Genomic DNA, 23957 nt, shown 5'->3' with positions numbered 1-23957 from the left:
ACTCGACCGGAATGTCCAGTTCGTGAGGAGCCCCGTGAAGCGCATCGCCTTCTACCTGTTCTGGGAAAAAGAAGGGATCGTCGATCGCTACATCCCGTACTGCCTGGAGAAGCTCCACGAGCACGTGGAGAAGGTCATCGTCATCTCGAACGGACCGGTCTCGCAGAGCGGTCGCGCCGAACTCGAGCGCGTCGCGGACGAGGTCTGGGAGCGCGAGAACGTCGGATTCGACGTCTGGGGCTACAAGGAGGCGATGGAGCGTTTCGGGTTCGACCGTCTCGCCGAGTACGACGAGCTCATCCTCCTGAACTACACGTTCTTCGGTCCGGTCTATCCGTTCTCCGAGATGTTCGAGAAGACGGACGCGTGGGACGTCGACTTCTGGGGAATCACCGAGCACGGCGAGGTGGACCCGCATCACTTCGCCAGTGGCGGCGTGCTCCCGCGGCACATCCAGTCTCACTGGCTGGCTGTGCGCAAATCTCTGCTGGCGTCGGAGGCGTTCCGCCAGTACTGGGAGACGATGCCGATGATCACGAGCTACGAGCAGTCGATCGACCGGCACGAGGCCCGCTTCGCCAAGCATTTCGAAGAGCAGGGATTCACCTGGGATGTGGTGTATCGCTACACGGATTTCCCGAGCCGCAATCCGGTCCTCGAGGATGTCGTGCAGCTCACCGCCGAGCGGTGCCCCATTCTGAAGCGACGCACGTTCTTCCACGACCCGCTCTACCTCTCGGATCACGCGATCATCGGGCGCGACGTCATCGACATCCTGGAACGGACGTCCGACTATCCGCTCGAGCTCATCTGGGAGAACGTCGCCCGCACGGTCGAGCCGCGTGTCCTCGCGACGAACTTCTCCCTGCACCGGATCTACTCCGATGCGCTGGAGATCGACTCCGAGCAGCAGGAACGCACCCGCGCGATGCGCGCCCTGGTGGTGATCCACTGCTACTACGAGGACATGATCGACGAACTCGTGGACTACGCCGACCGCCTTCCGTGCGAGCGCCACCTCGTCGTGACGACCGACACGGAGCAGAAGCGTGGCTTCCTCGAGGCTGCTCTCGCGGCCCGCGGCGTGCCCTCCTACGAAGTCCGCGTCACGGAATCCAACGCCGGTCGAGACATCTCGGCCTTCCTGCTCACGTGCGCGGATGTCCTGCGGGAGGACTACGACATCGTCGTGAAGCTGCACTCGAAGCGCTCGCCGCAGGACGGAGCCGTGGCAGGGGGCTGGTTCAAGCGCCACCTGGTCGGAAACCTGCTGCATTCGCCGAACTATGCCGCGAACATCGTGAGCCTCTTCGACCGGCATCCGGAGATCGGCATGGTCATCCCGCCGGTCATCCAGATCGGCTTCCCCACGATGGGGCAGGCCTGGTACCTCAACAAGCGCCCCGCAGCCCGGCTGTGCCAGCAGCTCGGGATCAAGACGCCGCTGGACGCATCGACGCCGCTCTCCGCGTACGGCTCCATGTTCATCGCGCGTCCGCGCGCGCTGCGCACGCTCGTCGACGCAGGTCTGACCTGGTCGGATTTCGAGGACCAGCCGTACAGCGACGGCTCACTCGCGCACGTGATCGAACGCCTGTTCACCTATTCCTCGCTCGGCGCCGGCATGCCCGTCTACACGGTGCAGAGCACGGAACTCGCCTCGATCAACTACCCGTTCCTCGAGTACAAGCTCCAGAACTTCAGCGAGGGGTTGCCGGGGGCCGCGGTGCAGCAGGGCGCCTACCTGGAGCGCCTCAAGGCGCACAGTGTGCTGGGATTCAGCAAGCGCATCGTGCACATGCGCTTCCCCGCGCTCGCACGCATGCTCTTCCCGGTGTATGACGCGAGCCGCAAGGCGTATCGACGTATGCGCCCGGCCGTGCGCACCCCGAAGCGGAACCGCGCATGAGCCTCGCCCGCAGCGGGCCGCTGAGCGTCGCGCAGGCGTTCGATCCCCGTGCGAACTCGCTCGACTTCCTGCGTTGGCTCATGGCGTTCCTGGTGATCTTCTCGCACGCGGGCCCGATCGCCGGGTTCTACGGCGGCGAGGACCTCGGCGTGCAGATCTCCCACGAGCAGTCCCTGGGCGGCGTCGCGGTAGCGGGGTTCTTCTTCTTCTCCGGGTTCCTCATCACCAAGTCGCGCATGGGGCGGTCGACGATCTGGCGGTATCTGTGGAGGCGGTGCCTGCGCATCTTCCCCGCGTTCTGGGCCTCCCTGATCCTCACCGTCCTCGTCTTCGCGCCGATCGCCTGGCGGACCGTTCACGGAACATTCGACGGCTATTGGAACGCCGTCATCGAATCGCCGAAGACCTACTTCTTCGACAACATGTTCCTGGTGCTCAACCAGCGCAACATCGCCGGACTCGGCGAGACCGTGCCCTACTTCCAGATCCATGGCGTGCGGGACTGGAACGGCTCCGCGTGGACGCTCTCCTACGAGTTCCTCTGCTACATCGTCGTGGGCCTCCTCGGCCTCTTCGGCGCTCTGGCGTCCAAGCGCTTCGCCACCGCCTTCGCGGTCATCGTGATCGGTCTCAACGCGCTGCAGTGGCTGGGGGCGGGCAACATCGCCGGTCTGAACCGCGTGTTCGCCGACCCGTTCATCCTGATGTTCTTCGCGCCGTACGCCTTCGGTATGCTCTTCGCCCTGCACGGCGACAAGATCCCGATCGACGATCGTGCCGCGTTCGGCATGCTCGGGCTGGGGCTCTTCACGTACGCCTTCGGCGGGTGGAATGTCGTCGGCCAGTACGGATTCCTCTATTTCCTGATGTGGTGCGGCGTCCGGTTGCGCCTGACCCGCTGGGCCCGGTTCGGCGACTTCTCGTACGGCATCTACATCTATGCCTGGCCGCTCATGACGCTCGCGACCTATTTCGGGCTGCAGAAGCACGGCTGGATCGTCTATCACCTCACGATCGTCGTGGTCGTGCACGTCCTCGCGATCCTCTCGTGGCATCTGATCGAGAAACCGGCCATGTCGTTGAAGGACTGGACGCCGCGCTGGCTCGCCCGTCTCTTCCAGCGGCTGTCGCCGCTGACGTCGCGAGTGAAACGGCTGATCGTCAACCCGGACTACTCGTCCACCCGGTTCGCCGAGACGCTGCGCGCAGAGAGGGGAGCGGAGTCGTGAGCAGTGGCACTCCGCTGCACAGTGTGCACGCCGTCGAGCAGGACAAGCCGCGATCCAGAGCTCGCCGGATCTGGCACTTCGTTCCTCTGGCGCTGCTGATGGTCGTCGTGCTGATCCTGGCCGTGATCGGTGCCGGCACGCGGTTCGCGCGGCATGAGGCGGCACTTCAGCAGCAGAGGAGCGTCCTGGCTCAGGCTTCCCAGCAGGCCTCGCTCCCGGCGAGCTGCACATCCACGCAGTTCCCCGACCATCCCTCGGATATCTGGCTCGGACCGCGCACCGCCGCCTCGGAAGCGGCGTTCGCCGCGCACCCGGACGTGCAGGGAATGCGGGTCGAGGGGCGGGACGGCTTCAACTTCTGGGGGGACGGCCAGTCGCAGAACTTCTCCCAGGCACTCGGAAGGGCGCCGTGGCTCGATCCGCAGCTCGCCCAGTGGGTGACCTATTTCGACGGTCTCGACAAGCAGCTGCGCGAGGACGGGCGGAACCTCGTGATCGTGGTGGCGCCCGCAAAGTGGGAGCTCTACCGCGAGGAGCTCCCCGAGTGGACTCAGGACCTGCAGGGACGCACCCACCTGGAGCAGTTCCTGCAGCACACCGGTGACCTGCCCGTGGTCGATGTGAGAGATGCGCTGCAGCAGGCGAAGCAGACCGCCCCCGTCTACTCCGCCGTCAATTCGCATTGGACGCCGTACGGGGCGTACTCCGCGTGGCGTCAGACCGTCGCGTGCGCTGCGGACCTGTACCCGGGTTCGGTGTGGTCGAAGATCCAGGTTCCGGCTGTGACAGGTGTGCAGCGCGTCGCCGCGGCGAACGAGTTCACCCCGTATGGGGATTCGTCGACGCCGAACGACTGGACGATCCCGGTGACAGCCGGCGAGCACGGATCGGTGAAGTCCGTCATCACCGGGGCCGACGGGAAGAAGAAGGCCGGGCCCGCGGACGGAGCGGTGGGGATGCTCGATCTTCCTGCCCAGACCGAGAGCGAGTCCGGTGCCGGGCGCGCGCTGATCGTGCGCGACTCGACGGGTGAGGCCCTCGCGCCGACCTGGGCGCAGGCGTTCCAGAGCACGTGCCAGATTCGTCACAACCTCGACTACGGAGACAAGAGCAGCAGCCAGCGTCCCGACGTCGCCGCTGCGGCGAAGAAGTGCGGGGCCGACACGGTCCTCTACGTCTTCACCGAGCGCTACTTCTCGCAGGCCCCGCCGACTCTCCCGGCGGGCTAGCGTGACGTGCGCTCAGCGGTCCGCAGCGCTCAGCTCGGGTCGCGTGGAGCGGATCCAGTCCTCGTTGCAGTAGTCGTCCTTGTAGACGGCGAGGCGGGTGAATCCGACGAACGAGCGCCATGCGTCACCGAGGCGGAATCGGCTCGCGCCGGTCTCATGCCGAGGGGCAAGGGCGACGGGGACCTCGGCGACGATGTTGCGCTGCTGCTCTGCGGCGAGCACCAGCTCCGTGGTCCACATGAGCCCGCTCTCCCGCGAGACACGGGCGAAGGAACGCCCCCATTCGCCGTCCACCCAAAGGGTGCCCTGGCTGTCGCCGACGCGTGACTGCAAGAGGGCGGAGCGAAGGAACCGGAAGATGCGCGACTGGATCGTGCGCGTCCTGCTGCGGACGACGTCGGACTCGGGATGCGCCTTGGACCCGATGGCGACGATCGTCGAGGGATCGAGCCGCCGGAACCCGTCGAGATCCGTGAACCCGAAGGGCAGATCGTCTGCGGTGAGCAGCAGCCGCTCCCCACGGGTCGCGAGCGTTCCCACACGCAGGGCTTCGCCGAGCCCGGGCGGGGAATGACGCAGTATCAGCTCTGCGCTGTACGGCCAGCGGGACTGGATGTCGCGCACCATGTCGGTCGTGCCGTCCGTGGAGCCGTTCTCCACGACGATGACCTCGTCGTCGGCGCTCAGCGCCCGTCCGAGCGCATCGAGAGTCTCTTCGAGCACGTCGGTCCCGTTGCGCGTGGGGACCACGACGCTCAGCCCGACGGGCGGCCGCATCGAGGCGGTCGAGAGGTCGTGCGGACCTCGGCCGCTGACCCGCGAGCGCTCGATCGCGCGGACGTGCGCAGGCATGGACGTGATCGACCAGGCGAGGGCGCCGAGGGCGATCAGGACCAGGTAGCCGAGAGCCGCCGACAGCAGCGTGAACGTGTAGAGGTTGGGCGCCGTGACGGCGGGGTAGACCAGCCCGGCGATGACGGCCGGGCTGGCGATCAGCACGCCGGCGACCAGTGAGCGGCGCTGCGGCGCGCGGCGGGTGAACGCCAGGAGCAGCCCGACGATCACGAAGATCAGCATCGCCCCGAACTGCTTCAGGGTCGCGAGCAGTCCGCGCAGGACATCGCCGGAGGGGTGGACGACGGCGGGGGTGCTCGGATCAGCGGCGACCGCGGCGTGGGCGGCGACCGCGAGCGCCGCGAGGAGGACCGCGGCGAGCAGCCCGAACGGTGCGCGCACGCGCAGCCGGCGAGGCGTGCTGCGTGCGAGGACGACACCGAGCGCGGTCGCCGAGACGACGCCGTTCAGCCAGCCGAACATCCCGGTCAGCAGCGTCGCGGCGACCAGCAGCAGCACGGCGGCGGTCAGCCGCCAGCCGCTCATCCGGTAGGTGCTGAAGAGCAGGCCGAGAGAAAGGGTCAGGAAGACGAGCGAGCCGGCGATGCCGTGTGACGCCGGGACGCGGAGCGGACTCGCGTCGTTCACGAGACCGAACTGCGTTCCGATCAGGATCGTGCCGTTGTTGAGAAGCCACAGCAGCGGCGGTGCGAGGATCAGCGCATACCCCGCTCTGGCACGCCGGAACACCCTTGCCACGGCGACCGGCAGCCACAGCAACGGCAGGGCGAGGACGAGCGCCTGCGCGAGGGCGAGCCCGTCCGCGACGGCCGCCGTTCCCGCGATCGAGGTGAGGAAGCGCTCCAGGAGGTCGATGCCGCCGAGACCCCCGGTCGCGGCGGTGGCCTCCGACCACGGGGCGGCGTCTGCCCCCGGCAGCGGAAGGCGCGGCATCGCGAGCACGACGACGAAGGACAGTGCTGCGAGCGCCGCTCCCACGGCGATCAGCAGTGCGGAGGTCGAGCGGGGCCAGGGGAGCATGTCATCTGCCCGGATCAGAGGATGACGGCCACCATGTCGCACACTACTCACCCCAATACAGTACTGTGCGGCGGCGCCGGGAGCCGCACGGCCAAGGGCAGGGACGCATCGCTGCGACGCGATCGCGGCGGTGCGGCTCGGAACACGTCCTCGACGGTCCGACGGGGGAGGGACGTTAGGATGAGGACCGGCTGTGTCACGCGCGCCGCCATCCCCTGCTCAGGCGGGGCGTCCGCGCGAGCGGTCGTCATTCTGCGGAGTCCACCTGCACAGCGAGGGATCAACATGCCTGGAGAACAGCTTTCGGTGCCGTCGCGCGCTCTCATCAGCCCCCGCGTCAGCCGGATCCTGCTTCCACTGGTGCTCGCGGCGCTCATGGGCATCCTGGGGGTCTGGAGCACAGCGGGGGGCGGCTACGTCGCAGGAACCGGCGACCACTTCGTGTTGTCGCCCGAGGGCTTGAGCTGGGTGCACCCGGACGCCTTCAAGAACGACTGGTTCATGCAGGCCGCACCGCAGCCGCACTGGTTCTTCGATCTGATCACGATGATGGGCGAATCCCTCGGTGCGCTCTCCGCCGTGTACGCCCTGCTGTGGATGGCGGGCCTCCTTGCGGCGGGCGCGGCGACCTCGCTCCTGGCCCACCGTTTCGTCCCCGGTGCTCCCTGGGCCATGGGCATCGCCGTCACGCTCGTCATGGCTGTGATGCCCTGGATGATGGGCGGGACGGGGTCACCGCTCATCGCGATGGCGCTTCCGGCGGTGCAGTCCGCGAACCTGATCTATCTCGTTCTCGCGGCCATGCTCTGCGAGCGCCGGCTCATCGTGATCGTCGTCGCTCCGCTCATCGCGATCCTGCACGTGCAGCAAGGATCCATCGTGCTGGTGCTGCTCGTCGCCATGCTGATCTCGACGGCGATCCGCGAGCGCAGGCTCGACCGGGCCATGTCCGTCGCACTGGTGCTCACGGGAGGGTTCGTCGCGTTCGGGCTCATCATCCGGCCGGTCGCCTCGAACCTGCAGGACTTCGTGCAGATCTGCGACAAGATCATCCCCTATCACTGCGCCGCCCATCTGTGGACGGGGAAGGAGATCGCTTCGTCGATCGGGATGATCGTGCTCTGCGCGCTCAGCGTCTTCCTGGTGCCCGCCGCGAAGCGCTGGCTGTGGCTGACGACCGTGGGGCTCGCGCTGCTGGGGTACTCCGGCGGATTCCTCGTCGATCTGCTGCGCATCCCGTTGCTCGGCACCCTCGCGCAGGGGGTGAACGTGTACCGCCTCGCCGCCGTGCTCCTCCCGTTCGCCATCTGGGGAGCGTTCGCTCCCCTCCTCACGCGTGCGCGAGGATGGCGCCTGCTGATCATTGCAGGCATCTGGGGCGTCGCCTGGATCGCGGTGCTGTACACGCCGTACCTGCCTGCTCCGTCGAGGACGAGGGCGATCCTGCTGGGGTTGGCGCTGCTCGTCCCGTTCGCCTGGTATCTCGTCGCGCGTCACCGGCGAGGGGTCGACGACGCCGACCTGAGGCTCGTCACGATCTCCAGCGGGCTCCTCGTCGTGCTGCTCAGCGCGGTGAACGGAGGCATGGTTCTCCGCGCGCCGAACTTCACCTTCATCGGGAGCACGGAGCTGCAGGAATGGGGCAAGGAGGTGCGGGACGTGGTCCCGTCCGGAGACGTGATCGTCGCGTCCCCCCGGGACGAATGGGCGAAGCTCGTCACGCAACGGGCCGTGGTCGTGGACTGCAAGGACGTTCCGTACGGCGGCGCGCCGTGGCGGGAGTGGCAGAAGCGGATCGAGGACCTCGGCGGCTTCCAGCAGTGCGTCGCACCGGGACCGCTGCTCTACAACACCCTCTCCGCGGACCAGTTGATCGGGATCGCCGACACCTACTCCTCGGACTTCATCCTGGTCAATCCGGGCGTCCCCCACACGATGGACGACCTTGAGGCCAAGGGATGGACGCACGTCGTCTCGCCCGTCGGCTCGACCGGTGCGGACCTGATGCGCCGCCCTCGCTGACCGAGCGTCACCGGCGGGCGAGGACCGCGTCGAGCAGGGTTCGCGCGCGAGCGTCGAACGAGTGCTCGCGGCGGATCCGCTCCGAGATCTCGACGAGCTCCGATCCCGGCGGGAAATGCCGGTCCAGCGGCGGCGCGGTCAGGGCGACGAGCTCCTCGTCGTCCCGGAACGTGCGCACGGCCCTCCCGAAGATCGCCTCGATGCCGTCGACGTGGTCGCTGATCGCGCGACCGCCCGCAGCGACGACGTCGTAGAGACGGTTCGAGATGAACCCCTCGCGGCGCATCGCGGGCCAGTGGTCGTTGAGAACGGCCCCGGCCGACTCGTACAGCGCAGGGAGCTCTCCGTTCGGCACGTGCGTCGCGACGATCGCCGAACCCGGGATGTAGCCCCGCCAGTCCGGCCCGTACACGCGGACATGCCGACCGGCCTGCAGCGGCACGACGACCGCGGGACGCGCGATCCCGCGCGCGGTGCCGACGAAGACCAGGTCGTCGCCTCGGGCGGTTCCCGAGGGCCGGAACCGGAGCGCGTCTGTGCACTGCAGGAGCGGCTCGATCGGCACGTCGAACCGCGCGGCGGCCTCCTGCGCCCACGCCGCCGAACCGGCGAAGACGCGGTCGTATCCGGCGACCTCCTCGCCGGTGACCTCGTCCGGGTGGCTGATGATCCAGAGCAGCCGGTGCGGAACGTCCGGCGCAGGCAGGGGATGGGGGCCGCGCAGGCACAGCACGACATCGTCGTACTCGGACGACGCGCGGTCGAGCGCAGGGCGGGAGTCGACGGCGACGTATTGGCCGAGTCGTTCGAGCGCGGCGGCGAGCGAACGGGCGAAATGCGTCTCCCCCCAGGACTCGCCCTGCGGCCCCGCGGGGGCTGCGGTCTTGATCGCCCAGCGCAGACGCGGGGCGGCACTGCCATCGGGAAGCGAGACGGTCGCGCGATCCTTGACGTACCGCGGCCGGGCGGTGCCGCCGCCTGCGGTCCAGCCCGCGTGGCGCAGACCACGGGGGGAGAGCGTCGGAGGCGGAGATTCCGGGAGATCCTCCGTGGTCGGCGCTCGGTCCGCTCGCGGCCCGATGACGCTCTCGCCGAGCAGCGTACGCGGCGGACGACGGTCGCCGGCGATCGCGGCGACGACGGGGGAGTCCAGCGCGGCCACGAGGAGCTCATCGCCCGTGGCCACGGCGTCCTCGCGAGGGAAGTCCTGCAGCGCCCGGTAGACCCGGCCGTCCAGGGAGAGGAGGCCCGCCGAGGCCACCGCGCCCGCGGGGGAGATCCACACCGGCGCGACAGGACCTCGGCGTGCGGCGGTCACGAGGCGGCGGATCGTCTCTGCGGTGACGGCGGCGCCCGGCGTTCGGCGGACGATCACCGCGTCCGCGGGGGACTCGGCGGGCTCTGCATCGGCGGGCGGGTACCGCAAGACGCGGATGCGCGGGTCGCCCAGAGGCAGCGGGCCGGTGAGCATGCCGACGTCGTGCGGTGCGTTCGTCAGCTCCAGGATCACGCGCAGGCCGTCGCTCGCGACCTCGTCGTCCCGGAGGACGCCGAGAGCGCCGCGCAGGCCCTCGCCGTCCGCGTCGTCCCCGTCGAGCTGCCAGTGCAGCACCGTGTGCGGCACGGTGTCCGCCGCGGGGCGCGCGGGGCTCGCCGTCCCGAGCGCCGCGGCATGCAGCGCGCCGAGGTCGGCGGAGCCTCCGCCGCGCAGGACGATCGTCCCGCCTGACCGCAGCACGCGCCAGGCGCTCCCGAGCACTCCGCCCGGGGTTCCGGGACGGAACCGGTCGGATCGTGCATACGACGGCGCATCCCAGGCCAGGGATGTCTCGAGGTCGCGCTGATCCGCGATCAGATAGGCGTACATCGCGGGCACCCGATCCGCGTCCGGCAGCTGTCGCGATACGAGACGCTCCGCGAACAGGGGATTGAGCGTCAGACCCGACCGGAAGCCTCCCCGCACGTAGGCGCGGACGGCTTGCCGGTCCGTGACCGGCCGCCCGAGCTGGCCCGCCGCGAACCGGGTGTCGACGATGTCCGCACGGCGGATCGTGCGCGCCCACCAGAGCCGGTCTGCGACGCCCAGCAGGGGGCGGAGAACGGGGAGAGAGCGCGCGGCGCGCCAGAGTCCTCGGAGGCGGGTCAGCATCCTTCGGAGTCTAGGCGCTCCCGGGGCCGCGACAACGGGAGATGGTAGCCTTCGAGCATCGAAGCCCCGGTTCCCACAGGAGATCTCTTGCCTGAAACGTCCGCTCGTGTCGGTGTCGTCGTCAGGACCAAGGACCGGCCGGTCTTCCTGGAGCGGGCGCTGCACGACATCGCCCGGCAGAGCTTCGCCGACTGGTCCGTGGTCGTGGTGAACGACGGGGGAGACCCCGCGCCGGTGGACCGGATCGTGGCGGCGCTGTCTTCGGAGCTCGGCCCCCGGGCGTCGGTGATCCACCGCACCACCGGGCTGGGCCGCTCGGCGGCGGCGAACGCGGGTGTGCAGGCGCTGTCCACCGAGTTCGTCGTGCTCCACGACGACGACGATCTCTGGGCGCCGCATTTCCTGGCCGACGCGGTCTCATGGCTCGACCGCACTCCCGAGGACGCGGGGGTCGTGACCCGGACCGAGATCGTCTACGAGCGCATCGACGGAGAGCGGCTGATCGAGACCGGACGCGAGCCGTTCTGGGGCGAGATGACTCGCGTCACATACGCCGACATGCTCCAGGTCAACCGATTCGTCCCGATCGCCTACGTCTACCGTCGTGCGCTGCACGACGAGGTCGGGCTCTATCGGGAGGATGTGCACGCGGCCGAGGACTGGGAGTTCAACCTCCGTGTGCTGCGGCTGCACCCGATCGGATACCTGCGAGACCGGGTCGGTGCGTACTGGATGCAGCGTCGCGGGGTCGAGGGGATCCTCGGCAACAGCATGTTCGCGCTGGCGGACGAGCACGACAAGTACGACCGCATGATCCGCGACGAGGCGCTGCGGGCCTTCGCCGCGGCACACGGCGACGGCCTGATGCTGTACCTCGCGCGCTACATCCAGGACGAGGTCGACCGCCAGCTGTCTGAGCGCACCTCGCTCGGCCAGAGGGCGACAGAGGTCGCCCGGCGAGGATGGCGCCGGTTCCGTGGCCGCTGAGACCGGGGTCGTCGCCCAGCGCCTGGTGTTCCCCGTCGACGGCATCGCCGCCGATGCCGGCCCGCTGTACGTGCGTGGCCCCGTCGTCGTGGAGGGCCGACGCGCGGTCCGCATTCCTCCGGGCGTGAGCGCCTCGTTCGCTACCTATTTCAACGCGTTCCCTGCAGGGATCTGGGCCTCTGCGACGGGCATCGACCGCGTCGCACTGCACCTGAGCGCGGAGGGCGCCGGGGTGCACCGTCTTCGCGGCGTCACCGCCGACGGTGCGCCGTACACGCTCGCCGAGTCTCGGGGTTCAGGAGTGCTCGTGCTCGACGCGGTCCTTCCGCAGGGCCTGACCTGGATCTGGCTGGAGGTCGAGACGGGGCGGGAGACGGTCCGGGTGTTCGACGCCGAGTGGCGGATCGACGCTCCGGCGCGTCCGGTGCGGATGGACGTGGCGATCACGACGATGAACCGCGTCGACGACTGCGCGCTGCTCCTTCACGCCCTGGGGGACGCGGAGCTGACGGACGTCCTGGCGCATGTCGTCGTCGTGGACCAGGGGACGGATCCGATCGGCCCGCACGCGCCGGACGGGCCTCTTCGCAACGGCGTGCCGCTGCGGGTGATCGTCCAGGAGAATCTCGGAGGCTCCGGCGGCTTCAGCCGCGGCATGCTCGAGGCCCTGGGGACCGGAGCGACCCACGTGCTGCTGCTGGACGACGATGTGCGGATCGAGCCGGAGTCGATTCGGCGCCTGCACGCGCTCGCATCGACGGCGGTCGGCGACCCGCTGCTCGGGGCCCAGATGCTGAGCATGCTCGAACCCACCGTGCTGCACTCGATGGGGGAGCAGATGGATCGGTCGCGGATGTGGTGGCATTCGACCGAACCCGAGCTGTCGGCCGCCGACCTCGCGGCGCATCCTCTGGAGAGCACGCCCGGTCTGCGGCGTTTCCGCCCCGTCGACTTCAACGGATGGTGGATGTGCCTCGTGCCCACGCAGGTGGTGCGAGCGGTCGGTGCCTCGTTGCCGCTCTTCATCAAGTGGGACGACGCGGAATTCGGTCTGCGCGCAGCCGCCGCCGGCCACCGCACGCTCACGATTCCGGGGGTCGCCCTGTGGCACGTCCCGTGGACCTCGAAGGACGACGGGCTGGATTGGCAGGCGTACTTCCAGCTGCGCAACAGACTGGTCACGGCCCTCGTGCACGAGCGGCGCCCCCGGCGGGTGCTCTGGGCGACCTGGACGCAGGACGTCAACCATGTGCTCTGCCTGCAGTACGGATCGGGCCGGTTGCGCAACGTCGCCCTGGAGGACGTCCTGTCCGGGCCGGAGCACCTGTCCGCGACTCTGCGAGGCGGGCGGGCACGCGCGCAGCGGATCCTCGCCGATGCGGGTCAAGCGGTCCGTCCCGACGATCCTGCGCAGGAAACGCCTGCGCCGCACCGCGAGCAGTCCGCTCCGCGGGGTGCGATCGCTCAGGCGCGACGGCTGACGCGAGTGCTGCTGCATCAGCTTGCGCCCGTCAGACCGCTCAGCCGTCCGGCCGAGACGGTGCAGAGAGCATCGGGCAAATGGTGGCGGCTGGGACTCCTCGACGACGCGCGGCTGCGCAGCGCGTCAGGATCCGGCTCCTTCCTGCTGCATCGCTCGCGGTCCGAGGCGCTGGCACTGCTCCGTCGCTCTGCCGGGCTCCGGCTCCGGCTGTGGTGGTCCTGGCGGGCGCTCTCCCGCCGCTATCGCGAAGCCGCACGGGAACTCGCCGGGGAGCCGTTCTGGCGAGGGATCTACTCCGAAGCGGAATGAGGCGCGGGCGCAGCCCGAGCAGCGACCGTCATTTGAGCAGCTTGCGCTCGGCCATCTCCTTGAGGGAGCGCTCGTATCCGTCGGCTTCGACCGGCTCGGTCAGCACCCACTCGGCGAACCGCTTCACGCCGTCCTCGAACGCGACCGCCGGGGTGAATCCGAGGATCTCACGCAGCGCGCTCGTGTCCGCGACGTTGTGACGGATGTCGCCGAGGCGGTAGTTGCCGGAGATCCGCGTCGGCACCTCCGTGCCGTACGCGGCGAACAGCGCGGCGACGACGTCGTTGACGGACGTGGCGACGCCGGAACCCACATTGAAGATCCCGCCCGCGGCCGCAGGCGCCGTGGCGGCGAGATAGGTCGCTTCGACGACGTCGTCGATGTAGACGAAGTCCCGGCTCTCCTCGCCGTCCTCGAAGATGTTGATGTCCTTGCCCTGCCGGATCAGCGTGGAGAAGATCGACAGGATGCCCGTGTACGGATTCTTGAGCGACTGCCCGGGGCCGTAGACGTTCTGGTAGCGCACCGAGACCGGCTCGACGCCGATCGTCGGCGCCACCGTCATGATGAGCGACTCCTGCATCTGCTTCGTGATCCCGTAGACGGACGACGGGTGGACGAGCGCGGTCTCGTCGGTCGGGATGAGCCGAAGCTCCCCCTCGCCCGGAACATGGACCTCGAAGTCGCCCGCCGCCATGTCGGCGTCGGAACGGTGCTCGGGGTAGACCCGCCGGCCGTCGGTGGTCTCGTAGGCTCCTTCGCCGTAGATCGAGCGCGACGACGCGATCACGACGCGGCGGACGGAGTGCTCCTCGTTGGTGAGGATGTCGAGCAGCTTCGCCGTTCCGCCGACGTTGGCGTCCACGTAGCGGTCGATCTCGTACATCGACTGGCCCGTACCGGTCTCCGCCGCCAGGTGGATGACGATGGTGGCGTCCCGAAGCGCGCGGCGCAGATCCTCCTTCGACGTCACGGTGCCCACGATCACCTCGGCGACGCCGTCGAGCGAGCGCAGCAGCGGGGAGGTCGTCTCGGGGTCTTCGCCGTGGACCTGCGGGATGAGCGCGTCGAGGACGGTGACGGCGTGGCCGTCGCTCGCGAATCGCGCGGACAGGCGGGTTCCGATGAAGCCGGCTCCGCCGGTGATCAGGACGTGTTCCGACATGGATGCTCTCCTCGGGCGCTCGGACGGGGCTCGGCGGCGTTCGAAACGTCGACGCGGCAGCGGGCCCGCGAAGAAGTGTGCCTCCGTCGACTGTATCGCAGCGCGTTCCGGCGACCCGCCTTGCCCAGCCCACGCGGGAGGGATCCAGGGTTCATCGAGCGACAGGCCGTAAGATCGAGGTGTTTTGCGATCGATCCCGATGATCGCGGAGCGCACGGGGCAGGGAACGCATCGTGCAGAAGGGCCTCTCACATGGATCTCCTCATCGTCGGGTCGGGTTTCTTCGGCCTCACCATCGCCGAGCGCGCCGCAGCAGCGGGCCGCAAGGTGACGGTCATCGACCGTCGTCACCACATCGGCGGCAACGCGTACAGCGAGGACGAGCCGACGACCGGCATCGAGGTGCACCGCTACGGCGCTCACCTCTTCCACACGTCGAACGCGACCGTGTGGGAGTACGTGAACCGCTTCACGACGTTCACGGGCTATGTGCACCGGGTGTACTCGACGCACAAGGGCGAGGTCTACCCGCTTCCGATCAACCTGGGCACGATCAACCAGTTCTTCCGCGCCGCCTACACGCCCGATGAGGCGAGGGCGCTCATCGCGGGCCAGGCAGGCGAGTTCGACGCGCATGAGGCGAAGAACCTCGAGGAGCGCGGGATCGCCCTGATCGGCCGTCCGCTGTTCGAGGCGTTCATCCGCGACTACACCGCCAAGCAGTGGCAGACCGACGCGCGCGAGCTCCCTGCGTCGATCATCAGCAGGCTGCCGGTGCGGTACAACTACGACAACCGCTACTTCAACGACACCTGGGAGGGCCTGCCGACCGACGGCTACACCGCGTGGCTGGAGCGCATGGCCGATCACCCCAACATCGACGTGAAGCTCAACGTCGACTTCTTCGACGACGCGCAGCCGCTGAACAAGCGCTCGACCGTCGGTCAGGTGCCGATCGTGTACACCGGTCCCGTGGACCGCTACTTCGACTATGCGGAGGGCGAGCTCGGCTGGCGGACGATCGACCTGGAGCAGGAGGTGCTCGACACGGGAGACTTCCAGGGCACCAGCGTCATGAACTACCCCGACGCGGATGTGCCCTACACCCGGATCCACGAGTTCCGCCATTTCCACCCCGAGCGCGCCGATCGCTACCCGACCGACAAGACCGTGATCATGCGGGAGTTCTCGCGGTTCGCGGAGCGGGGCGACGAGCCGTACTACCCGGTGAACACCGCGGCCGACCGGGACGGCCTGCTCGCCTACCGCGAGCTCGCGAAGGGGGAGCAGGACGTGCTCTTCGGCGGTCGCCTGGGGACCTACCAGTACCTGGACATGCACATGGCCATCGGATCCGCCCTGTCGATGTGGAACAACCAGCTGGCATGACGGTCGACACGCACTCCCGCCGGGCGCATCGCGCTGCGGTGGCGCGGACGAGCGCCCTGCAGCGACAGCGCCAGGGCCACCGCAGCGACATCGACGGGCTGAGGGCCGTGGCGATCCTCCTGGTCGTCGTCTACCACGTCTGGATCGGGCGGGTCTCGGGCGGAGTCGACGTCTTCCTGATGATCTCCGCCTTCTTCCTCACCGGCTCCTTCGTGCGCCGGATGGAGGCAGGCAAGCCGCTCGCGATCGGCGCCTTCCTGCTGAGCCGGTTCCGCCGGCTCATGCCGGCGGCGGCTGTGGTGCTGGCCGCGACGCTCGGCGCGTGCTGGCTGCTCCTGCCGCAGACCTCCTGGCCGCAGCTCTGGAAGGAGGGCTGGGCCTCCCTCGGGTACGTGCAGAACTGGGTGCTCGCGAACGACGGCGTGGACTACTACGCGCACGACTCGGCGCTCGCCTCACCACTGCAGCACTTCTGGTCGCTCTCCGTGCAGGGCCAGGTCTTCGTGCTGTGGCCCCTGCTCTTCCTCGTCGGGGCGCTGATCGTCCGCACGACCGGGCGGTCGGCCGGGGGCGTCATGGCCGTCCTGTTCGGCGTGGTGTTCGCCGGCTCGCTGGCCTTCTCCGTCTGGGAGACCGCGGGGCAGCAGACGTTCGCCTATTTCGACACCCGTGCGCGGCTCTGGGAGTTCGCCGCGGGCTCGCTGCTCGCGCTCGCCCTCCCGCACGTCCGCCTTCCCCGGGTGCTGCGCGCCGCACTCGGATGGCTCGGCCTGTTCGGGCTCGTCGTCTGCGGCATGGTCATCGACGTGCGCGGCGGCTTCCCCGGATACCTTGCACTGTGGCCGATCGTGTCGGCCGCTTTGGTGATCGTCTCCGGGACCCGACCCGACGACGAGGGATCCACCTCGGCGGATCTCGGCCCGGGCAGGATCCTGGCGACCCGCCCTGTGCTGGCCGTCGGCCGCGACGCGTACGCGCTCTACCTGGTGCACTGGCCGATTCTGATCCTCTGGCTCAGCTGGCGCGGCCAGACCCAGGCGTCCGCGCTCGACGGCGCGCTGATCATCGCGTCCTCGCTCGTGCTGGCCCGCGTCATCACCCTCTGGGTCGAGAGGCCGCTGCGGCTTCGCGCCGGCGATGGCGGCGTCCCCTGGCGCAACGCGGCGGTCATCGTCTGCTGCATCGCGCTCGTGACGGCCGTCCTCGCCCCGTGGCAGTGGAACGTGACGAGCCAGGCTGCGGCGTTGCAGCAGGCGTACAAGAAGGCCTATACGGGTGCTCAGGGAGCACCGGGGACGACCGAGGACGACGGCATTCCCATCATCCCCTCCGTGAGCGGTCCGGAGGCGGAGAACTGGACGGAGCTGGACCGGGCGTGCTCCGGGAGGTTCGCTTCCGACGTCGACATCGTGCAGGAGAACTGCCAGCAGACGTCGAATGCCGATAGCGCGTCGCGCGTCGTGGTGGTCATGGGCAATTCGCATGCACAGCAGATGACCTCCGCGGTCCGGGCTGTCGCGGATCGGCGCGGGTGGGGGGTCGTGATGATCTTCCGGCCGTGGTGCTCCCTCGCCGCCGATCATCCGATGGCCGTCCCCGAACATCTCTGCGATGAGTGGCAGGCCGCCGCGCTGGACCATGTGCTGACGATCCATCCCGACGCGTTCTTCACGATCGTGACGGCGGCGTCCGCGGACAGTCCGGACGAGGAGGCGATCGCCGGGCTGGGGGACCTGCTCGACACCTTCGATGCGGCCGCGATCCCGGTCGTGGGCGTACGCGACAACCCGCGCTCGGGAGAGACCAATTACTACACGTGCGCGATCGAGCGGCAGTTCTGCGACTTCCCCGCGGAGTCCGCGCTGGCGCCGGAGAATCCGGCCGCCGAGTACGCCGACCGGATGACGCTCATCGACTTCACGCCCTGGCTCTGTCCTGACGGGACCTGCCATGTCGTGATCGGGCACATCGCGGTGTATCTCGACATGAACCACCTCAGCGCGCAGTTCGCCCGAACCCTCGGTCCCGCGCTCGAGCAGCAGCTCGGCGACGACTTCCTGAAGCCGTGACACAGGGACGAGCAGCGACCCCGAATAGACTCGGATCCGTGAGTCACACGACGGCCGGCGCCCCCGGGTCGCCCCGGCGCTATTTCCATTCGCTGTGGCTGCTGTCGGCGCGCGACCTCCGCGTCCGCTACGCGACGAGCGTGCTGGGCTACCTCTGGTCCGTGCTGGATCCGCTGGTCATGAGCGCGATCTACTGGTTCGTGTTCACGCAGGTGTTCCACCGAGGTCAGGTCGGCGAGCAGCCGTACATCGTCTTCCTCATCACCGCGCTGCTGCCCTGGGTGTGGTTCAACACGGCGGTGGGCGAGTTCACCCGCGCGTTCAAGAAGGACGCCCGCCTGATCCGGTCCACCGCGATCCCGCGGTCCATCTGGGTGGTGCGGGTCATCGTCACCAAGGGCCTCGAGTTCACGTTCGCGATTCCCGTGCTGGTGCTGTTCGCCGTGTTCGCGGGGGCGAAGGCGAACTGGTCGTTGCTGCTGTTCCCCGTGGCGATGATCTGGCAGACGGTGCTCCTCATCGGGCTGGGGCTGCTGGTCGCCCCCCTCTGCGTGCTCTGGGCCGATCTCGAGCGCACGACGGCGCTGATCCTCCGGGCGCTGTTCTACGTCTCGCCGATCATCTACGGCTTCAAGGACCTCCCGCACGAGCTGCACGTCCTCGGAGCGCTCAATCCTCTGTCGGGCATCTTCACCCTGTACCGCGTCGGGCTGTTCCCGGGGCAGTGGCAGCCGGAGCCGGTGATCATCGGGGTCGTCGTCACCCTGGTGTTCCTCGCGCTCGGGCTGTTCACCTTCCGCTCCCTCGAGCGAGACGTGCTGAAGGAGCTGTGATGGACCAGGAGCGCACCGCGATCGAGGTCGACGGGCTCGGCGTGCGGTTCCGGCTGGGCCGCCGAGGACGCCGCAGCTTCAAGGACCTCTTCGCGGGCAAGAAGCGGCGGAACAGGCCCGGTGAGTTCTGGGCGCTGCGGAACGTGTCGTTCCGCGTGAGCCACGGCGAGGCGATCGGTGTGGTCGGCCGCAACGGCCAGGGCAAGTCGACGCTGCTGAAGCTCGTCGCGGGCGTGATGCTGCCCGACGAGGGGCAGGTGCGCGTGCACGGCGGCGTCGCCCCGCTCATCGAGCTCACCGGCGGCTTCGTCGGCGACCTCACGGTGCGCGAGAACGTGCGGCTCACCGCGGGTCTGCACGGCATGGGCCGTGCCGAGGTCTCCGCGCGCTACGACGACATCATCGACTTCGCCGAGCTGGAGAAGTTCCAGGACACCCCGTACAAGCATCTGTCCAACGGCATGAAGGTCCGGCTCGCGTTCTCCGTCGTGTCCCAGCTGGAGGAGCCGATCCTGCTGGTCGACGAGGTGCTCGCCGTCGGGGACAAGGCCTTCAGGGACAAGTGCTACCGGCGCATCGACGAACTGCTCGCCGAGGGGCGCACGCTGTTCTTCGTCTCGCACAACGAGAAGGATCTGCGCCGCTTCTGCACGCGGGGGCTCTACCTGGACAAGGGCGGACTGGTCCTGGACGCATCCATCGGCGACGTGCTGGACCGGTACAACGCGGACAACTCCTGAGGGACCGCCTGCGGACTCAGAGTCCGACGAGTCCGCGCAGCTGTCCGAGCGCCGCGCGGGCGTCGGCGAGCGCTGCGGAGGCATCCGCGCCGCTGGCGAACGCGTTCTTCAGCGCCTGAAGCTTGGCTGAGTAGACGTTCACGTCCTGGCTCCACGCACCGGCGATCGAGGACGGTGCGGGCTGCCCGGCCAGGTTCTGGGCGTCGATCTGCAAGGAGTCGACGGTCTGCGTCGCCGCATCCCCGCTCTGGCCCTGGGCGATGCCGAGGCCGGTGGCGGCGTCATCGAGCCGAGGCTGCACCAGGGCGCGGAACTGGTCGAGGGACGGGTCAGGCACCGGAGGAGGCGAGGTGACCGGAGCGGTCGGCAGATCGGTCGGAGCGGAGGTGGGTGCGTGCGTGGGGGAGACCGTCGGGGACGGCGTCGCGGACTTCGACACCGAAGGGCTCGGGGTCGGTGCCGCGCCGTCGCCGCGCGGGATCAGGAACAGCGCCACCACGCCGGCGGCGATCAGCACCGCCACCACGAGTGCGATGATGAGCGCGATCCGTCCTCCGCGCTTCGGCTTCTCGTCCGGGAAGATCCAGACGGCTTCCGGCTTCTGCTCGCTCATCAGTCCTCCAGGGCCGGCATGGGGCGCCAGCTGCGGTCGCGGCCGATCTTCCCGCCGTCGCGCAGCCCGCGGAACAGATTGCTCGTTCCTCGCACCGTGCGCTCGACGAACACGAGACGGATCAGCTCCTTGGCGAAGGTCATCGTGGTGCCGAGGCCGAACAGCACGGGGCTGTAGACGCCGTGCTGGCGGTAGTACTGCTTCAGGTAGGCGCGGTTGCGCATGATGTAGTACCGGTATGCGTTGCTGGACGCGTTCATGTGCCGGATCCCCATGTCCCACTGCTTGATCTCGCGGGTGCGGCGCAGCACGAACTCGTCCACGATCACGGCCTGGGTCTTGCGCGACGCGAGCCAGCCGTACATCTGGTCGTCCCAATAGATGAAGAAGCGCGGATCGGGCAGGCCGATCTCCTTGACGATCGAGCGGTGGATGAACATCCCCTCGAAGCAGCCGCTGTTCATCGGCTTGAAGCCCGTGGCGTCGAAGCCTGCGGGCGCGAACGGGATCGGGATGCCCATGCGCTCCGCGATCCGGTACTGCCAGTAGAACGCGCTGCCGTCGTAGTCGTAGCGCCGGCCCTGGATGCTCTTGAAGCGCGGCGCCCAGGCGCCCATCCTCGCGAGGCCGTCGGGGAGCACCTCGACGTCGTCGTCCATCATCCAGATCCATTCGGATCCGAGCTCGTACGCGGTGCGCATGCCCTCGCTGAAGCCGCCGGATCCGCCCGTGTTGGTCTCGAGCCGCCGGTACACGATCTCCGTGCCGACGCGGGAGCGGTACGAGTCGACCACGTCGGTGGTGTCGTCGGACGAGGCGTTGTCGATGATCACGACCCGTCCCGGCTTCGGGTCCATCCGCTCGATGCTCTCGAGCAGTCCCTGCAGCAGGTGGGAGCGGTTGAAGGTGACGATGACGATCGTCGCGGTGGCCGGGTCGAAGCCGGCGGCGCCGTTCTGGCGGTCAGGGGTCACGGATGTCGCTCCAGAGAGGGTGAGGGGGCCCTTCCAGCCTACCCGCCGAACCTCCCACGTCCCTGCGCGCGTGCGCGCGCCGCGGAGCCTCAGCGATCCGGCAGCGGAGTGGAGCTGGTCTGCACGGCGTCGATGTTCTCCCGCCAGCTGCGCGACTGCCCGGCCCGCAGCGCGCACAGCACGAGCAGGAACCAGCCCGCGCCGACGAGGGTGAAGCTCTCGAACACCGAGTCCACGGCGAGCGTCACGAGCACCAGCGGAGCCCAGGCGTAGACGACCGAACGACGCACGCTCGCCACCAGCCAGGACCTCACGAGCGCGACGCCGCCGAGCAGGCAGAACAGCAGCAGGCCGCCGCCGCCGACCTGCAGCAGAGTGTCGAAGAACGCGTTCAGTGCGCTGCCGTGGTGGTCGTTGGTGAAGTAGTTGATGCTGTTGAACGGGTACAGATCGTCGTTCCAGAGTCCGAACCAGCCCCATCCCTGCGCGGGCCGCTGCTGCACGTATCCGAGCAGGGTCGTCCACAGGTCGACCCGCGTGTTGAAGTCGCTTCCCGCATCCAGCACCGCGATGATCCGCTGGTGGAACACGGCGGCGGCGATGAGCGCGGCGAGCACCACGGCGCCGATGGTCCACTGCAGCGGTCCGCGCCTCGCCGGGGGAGCCTGGCGCACCATCACCAGCGCGACGCTCGCGACCCCCACGACGGCGGCGAGCACGAGCACCGTCGGCGACGCCGAGAACAGCGCGAGGGTCCCGGCGACGACGACCGAGGGGATCGCGACGGCCGCGGAGAGCGACTGCGAACGCCACTCCACCACGAAGGTGATGATCGCGATGACGGCGATGAGCCCGAGCATGTTGCGGGTGCCGAAGAGGCCCTGGATCGGCCCGCCGGTCGCCAGCCGTCCCTGGATGCCGAGGAAGGGGAAAGGCATGTCCAGGAGGATGCCGCTCATGATCTCGGCGATGAGGGAGGCGGCGAGCAGGATCCGCAGCGCGTCGCCCAGTGCCCGCACCGTCTGCAGCGTGTCCCGGATGTGGCCGACGACGATGGCGATGACGGCGTAGCCCGCGAGTGCGGCCCAGGACTTCAGCGTCGCCGTCGAGGCGGTGGACCAGACGGTGCTGGCGAGCGTCCAGGCGAGGAAGGCGAGCAGCGTCGACGGAGCGACGCGCAGGGGGCTGAGCTCGTCGCGGCGCACCCACAGGATCCCGATGCCGATTACGCTGAGGGCCGCGATGATCGTGTTGCGGGTGGCGGCGGACGTGAACGCGCCGATCGCGTACGAGCCGAAGACGGACAGCAGCGCACAGGTCGTGTACGCGCGGGCCATCTCGACCGAGGACAGGGTCCTCGCCAGGCGCCGCCGCGGAGTGGTCATGCCGTTCGGCGGCGCGACTGCGGCGGTGCGCCCTCGCCGGGTCCTGATCCCACGAACGGGGAGATCTTCATCTTGAACGACAGCAGGATCACGAGCAGCCAGCCCCAGAGCATGATCGGGGTCGACTCGGCGAGGCCGAGCACCAGGAGCATCGCGACGAGCACCGTCGGCAGCAGCGAGAGCGCGGCGTACGGGCGGTCGTCCACCAGATCCCAGCGCGGACGGTCGACCGCGAAGAACCACGCCCGCCAGGCGAACGCGAGGAAGACGATCGCGATCAGCACGACGCCGATCGCGCCGAGCTGCAGGAACACGTCCAGCCACATGTTGTGCGCCATGAAGACGGTGATCCGGTGGTCGATGATCCAGCCGTGGAACGCCGGGTCCCACGGCACCCAGGGGGAGGAGAAGCCGTTGCCGAAGACGGGGTGCTGCACGGCACGCTCCCACACCTTGCGCCAGATCTCGACGCGTCCGGTCAGATCCGAGGACTTGCCGAGCGCCCCGAAGACCGTGTTGCGGGCGAACCAGATCCCCGCGGCCCCGACGACCGCGACCGCGGCGAACACCGCGTACAGGCGCGTGCGCTGGGCGGGCCTGCGGGCGCGCCGGAAGAGCAGTGCCGCGCCGAGCACCAGCGCGCCGATCGCCAGCGAGGCGTACGCGGTCGCGGATCCGGCACGGAGGAAGAAGAACGCCGCCAGCGCGATCCAGATCAGCAGCGCCGGCCGGCGCCTGGCCCCCTGCGCGTACAGTAGCGCGAACACGACGAGGGCGATCGCGCAGAGGATGCCCAGGGTGTTCGAGTTCCCGACGATGCCCTGCAGGCGTCCGCCGTCGAAGAGATCGCCGCGCACCCAGTACCAGTGCGGATCCGGCTTCCCGGCGGGCAGATCGGAGAAGAACGGCAGCAGAGGGCGTCGGAGCACGAGCGCGACCCACAGCTCGAGGACGAGCGACAGGCCGAGGACCCACTTCAGCGCGCTGGACAGAGCGCGCGCGATCTCGTGCCAGCTGAGGGTGAACGCGATGAAGAGCGCCACCACGGTGATGGATGCCTGCAGCGTCCAGGTGAGCAGCGTCGCCGACGGCCACCTCGACCACAGCACCGACACCAGAGCGACGGCCAGGTAGCCGAGAGCCGCCCACGGCAGCCGACGCCAGGGGAATCGTGCGGGGCGGGCCAGCGCGATCCGCGGGACGGCGAGTCCGAGCGTGCCCAGCAGCAGCACGCCCAGCACGACGGCGGCGCCGTCGACGCCGAGCAGGTTGAAGACGGCGGTGTGCGCGAACACGCCGAACAGCAGCAGCACGATGTGCGCGCGCAGGAGCAGATGCCCGGTGGATTCGCGCGCCGGTGCGCTCGGCGGGGGTGCCGTGGAGAGTCGGGAGTGCTGCGCCATCGTGGTTCAGAGTACCGCGCGCCTCTCGGCGCGCCGGGAGCGCGGGCAGGTCTCCGACACGCCGACGCGACACGCCGAACGCGTCGAAGAACGTTCAACGGATGCTTGAGGGTTTACGATCCGCGACTTGACCCACGGGAATGACACGGGTGTAATTAGTTATGCAACGCGGCCCGCGGGGCACCCGGGGGGAA

General features: G+C 69.0%; 17 protein-coding genes. 10 read left to right on the top strand and 7 right to left on the bottom strand.

Annotated elements, in window-relative coordinates; translation table 11 throughout:
- Positions 1–34 precede the first annotated feature (34 nt).
- Genes RL72_RS12405 through RL72_RS12395 form a run of 3 tightly spaced genes read left to right on the top strand, consistent with a single transcriptional unit; the run spans position 35 to position 4367 of the window.
- On the top strand, positions 35–1909 hold the full coding sequence (locus RL72_RS12405) for a rhamnan synthesis F family protein (protein ID WP_045251166.1): 1875 nt from the start codon (positions 35–37) through the stop codon (positions 1907–1909).
- Positions 1906–3138, top strand: coding sequence for an acyltransferase family protein (locus RL72_RS12400; RefSeq protein ID WP_045251165.1), 1233 nt, complete (start codon positions 1906–1908; stop codon positions 3136–3138). The genes RL72_RS12405 and RL72_RS12400 overlap by 4 nt, the downstream gene beginning before the upstream one ends.
- Entirely contained in the window at positions 3135–4367 is a 1233-nt protein-coding gene (locus tag RL72_RS12395) for an alginate O-acetyltransferase AlgX-related protein (RefSeq protein ID WP_139168347.1), read from the top strand. Before RL72_RS12400 ends, RL72_RS12395 begins: the two co-directional genes overlap by 4 nt.
- Positions 4368–4379: 12 nt before the next feature.
- Here the strand turns inward: RL72_RS12395 and RL72_RS19240 are convergent, their stop codons facing one another.
- Positions 4380–6242 (bottom strand): glycosyltransferase, encoded by a 1863-nt coding sequence (locus tag RL72_RS19240; RefSeq protein WP_052674374.1) that lies wholly within the window; start codon positions 6240–6242, stop codon positions 4380–4382.
- 285 nt (positions 6243–6527) lie between these two features.
- Here RL72_RS19240 and RL72_RS12385 point away from each other — a divergent pair, with 285 nt between their 5' ends.
- Positions 6528–8264: a DUF6798 domain-containing protein gene (locus RL72_RS12385; RefSeq protein ID WP_156156795.1), complete on the top strand. Its 1737-nt coding sequence runs from the start codon at positions 6528–6530 to the stop codon at positions 8262–8264.
- A gap of 7 nt (positions 8265–8271) precedes the next feature.
- Here RL72_RS12385 and RL72_RS12380 read toward each other — a convergent pair whose 3' ends face one another.
- Complete coding sequence (locus RL72_RS12380; protein WP_045251162.1) at positions 8272–10413, bottom strand: glycosyltransferase; 2142 nt, start codon at positions 10411–10413, stop codon at positions 8272–8274.
- 87 nt (positions 10414–10500) lie between these two features.
- Here RL72_RS12380 and RL72_RS12375 point away from each other — a divergent pair, with 87 nt between their 5' ends.
- Complete coding sequence (locus RL72_RS12375) at positions 10501–11400, top strand: glycosyltransferase family 2 protein (protein ID WP_052674372.1); 900 nt, start codon at positions 10501–10503, stop codon at positions 11398–11400.
- The gene (locus RL72_RS12370; RefSeq protein WP_052674370.1) at positions 11390–13192 is read left to right on the top strand and encodes a glycosyltransferase; all 1803 of its coding nucleotides are present in this window, start codon (positions 11390–11392) and stop codon (positions 13190–13192) included. The genes RL72_RS12375 and RL72_RS12370 overlap by 11 nt, the downstream gene beginning before the upstream one ends.
- 28 nt (positions 13193–13220) lie before the next feature.
- On the opposite strand, the gene RL72_RS12365 is transcribed toward RL72_RS12370, so the two are convergent.
- Entirely contained in the window at positions 13221–14357 is a 1137-nt protein-coding gene (locus RL72_RS12365) for an NAD-dependent epimerase/dehydratase family protein (RefSeq protein WP_045251161.1), read from the bottom strand.
- A gap of 252 nt (positions 14358–14609) precedes the next feature.
- On the opposite strand from RL72_RS12365, the gene glf reads away from it, so the two are divergent.
- From glf to RL72_RS12345, 4 genes are read left to right on the top strand one after another with little or no spacing between them, the layout of a single operon-like run.
- Positions 14610–15746 carry a UDP-galactopyranose mutase gene (glf, locus tag RL72_RS12360; protein ID WP_045251160.1) on the top strand — a complete coding sequence of 379 codons (1137 nt, stop codon included), beginning with the start codon at positions 14610–14612 and terminating at the stop codon, positions 15744–15746.
- On the top strand, positions 15743–17815 hold the full coding sequence (locus RL72_RS12355) for an acyltransferase family protein (RefSeq protein WP_052674368.1): 2073 nt from the start codon (positions 15743–15745) through the stop codon (positions 17813–17815). The genes glf and RL72_RS12355 overlap by 4 nt, the downstream gene beginning before the upstream one ends.
- Positions 17816–17853: 38 nt before the next feature.
- On the top strand, positions 17854–18648 hold the full coding sequence (locus RL72_RS12350) for an ABC transporter permease (RefSeq protein ID WP_045251159.1): 795 nt from the start codon (positions 17854–17856) through the stop codon (positions 18646–18648).
- Positions 18648–19388 (top strand): ABC transporter ATP-binding protein, encoded by a 741-nt coding sequence (locus RL72_RS12345; RefSeq protein WP_045251158.1) that lies wholly within the window; start codon positions 18648–18650, stop codon positions 19386–19388. Before RL72_RS12350 ends, RL72_RS12345 begins: the two co-directional genes overlap by 1 nt.
- A gap of 16 nt (positions 19389–19404) precedes the next feature.
- Here RL72_RS12345 and RL72_RS12340 read toward each other — a convergent pair whose 3' ends face one another.
- The 4 genes from RL72_RS12340 to RL72_RS12325 form a co-directional block, all read right to left on the bottom strand.
- The gene (locus RL72_RS12340; protein ID WP_045251157.1) at positions 19405–20001 is read right to left on the bottom strand and encodes a hypothetical protein; all 597 of its coding nucleotides are present in this window, start codon (positions 19999–20001) and stop codon (positions 19405–19407) included.
- Positions 20001–20975 (bottom strand): glycosyltransferase family 2 protein, encoded by a 975-nt coding sequence (locus RL72_RS12335; protein WP_045251156.1) that lies wholly within the window; start codon positions 20973–20975, stop codon positions 20001–20003. Before RL72_RS12335 ends, RL72_RS12340 begins: the two co-directional genes overlap by 1 nt.
- Before the next feature lie 89 nt (positions 20976–21064).
- Positions 21065–22360, bottom strand: coding sequence for an O-antigen ligase family protein (locus RL72_RS12330; RefSeq protein ID WP_045251155.1), 1296 nt, complete (start codon positions 22358–22360; stop codon positions 21065–21067).
- A complete protein-coding gene (locus tag RL72_RS12325; protein WP_045251154.1) occupies positions 22357–23763 on the bottom strand; it encodes an O-antigen ligase family protein in 1407 nt (468 codons plus the stop codon). The genes RL72_RS12330 and RL72_RS12325 overlap by 4 nt, the downstream gene beginning before the upstream one ends.
- Positions 23764–23957 lie beyond the last annotated feature (194 nt).

It is taken from the genome of Microbacterium azadirachtae (genome assembly GCF_000956545.1).
Classification (GTDB): domain Bacteria; phylum Actinomycetota; class Actinomycetes; order Actinomycetales; family Microbacteriaceae; genus Microbacterium; species Microbacterium azadirachtae.
This window is presented reverse-complemented; position numbering and strand designations above follow the sequence as displayed.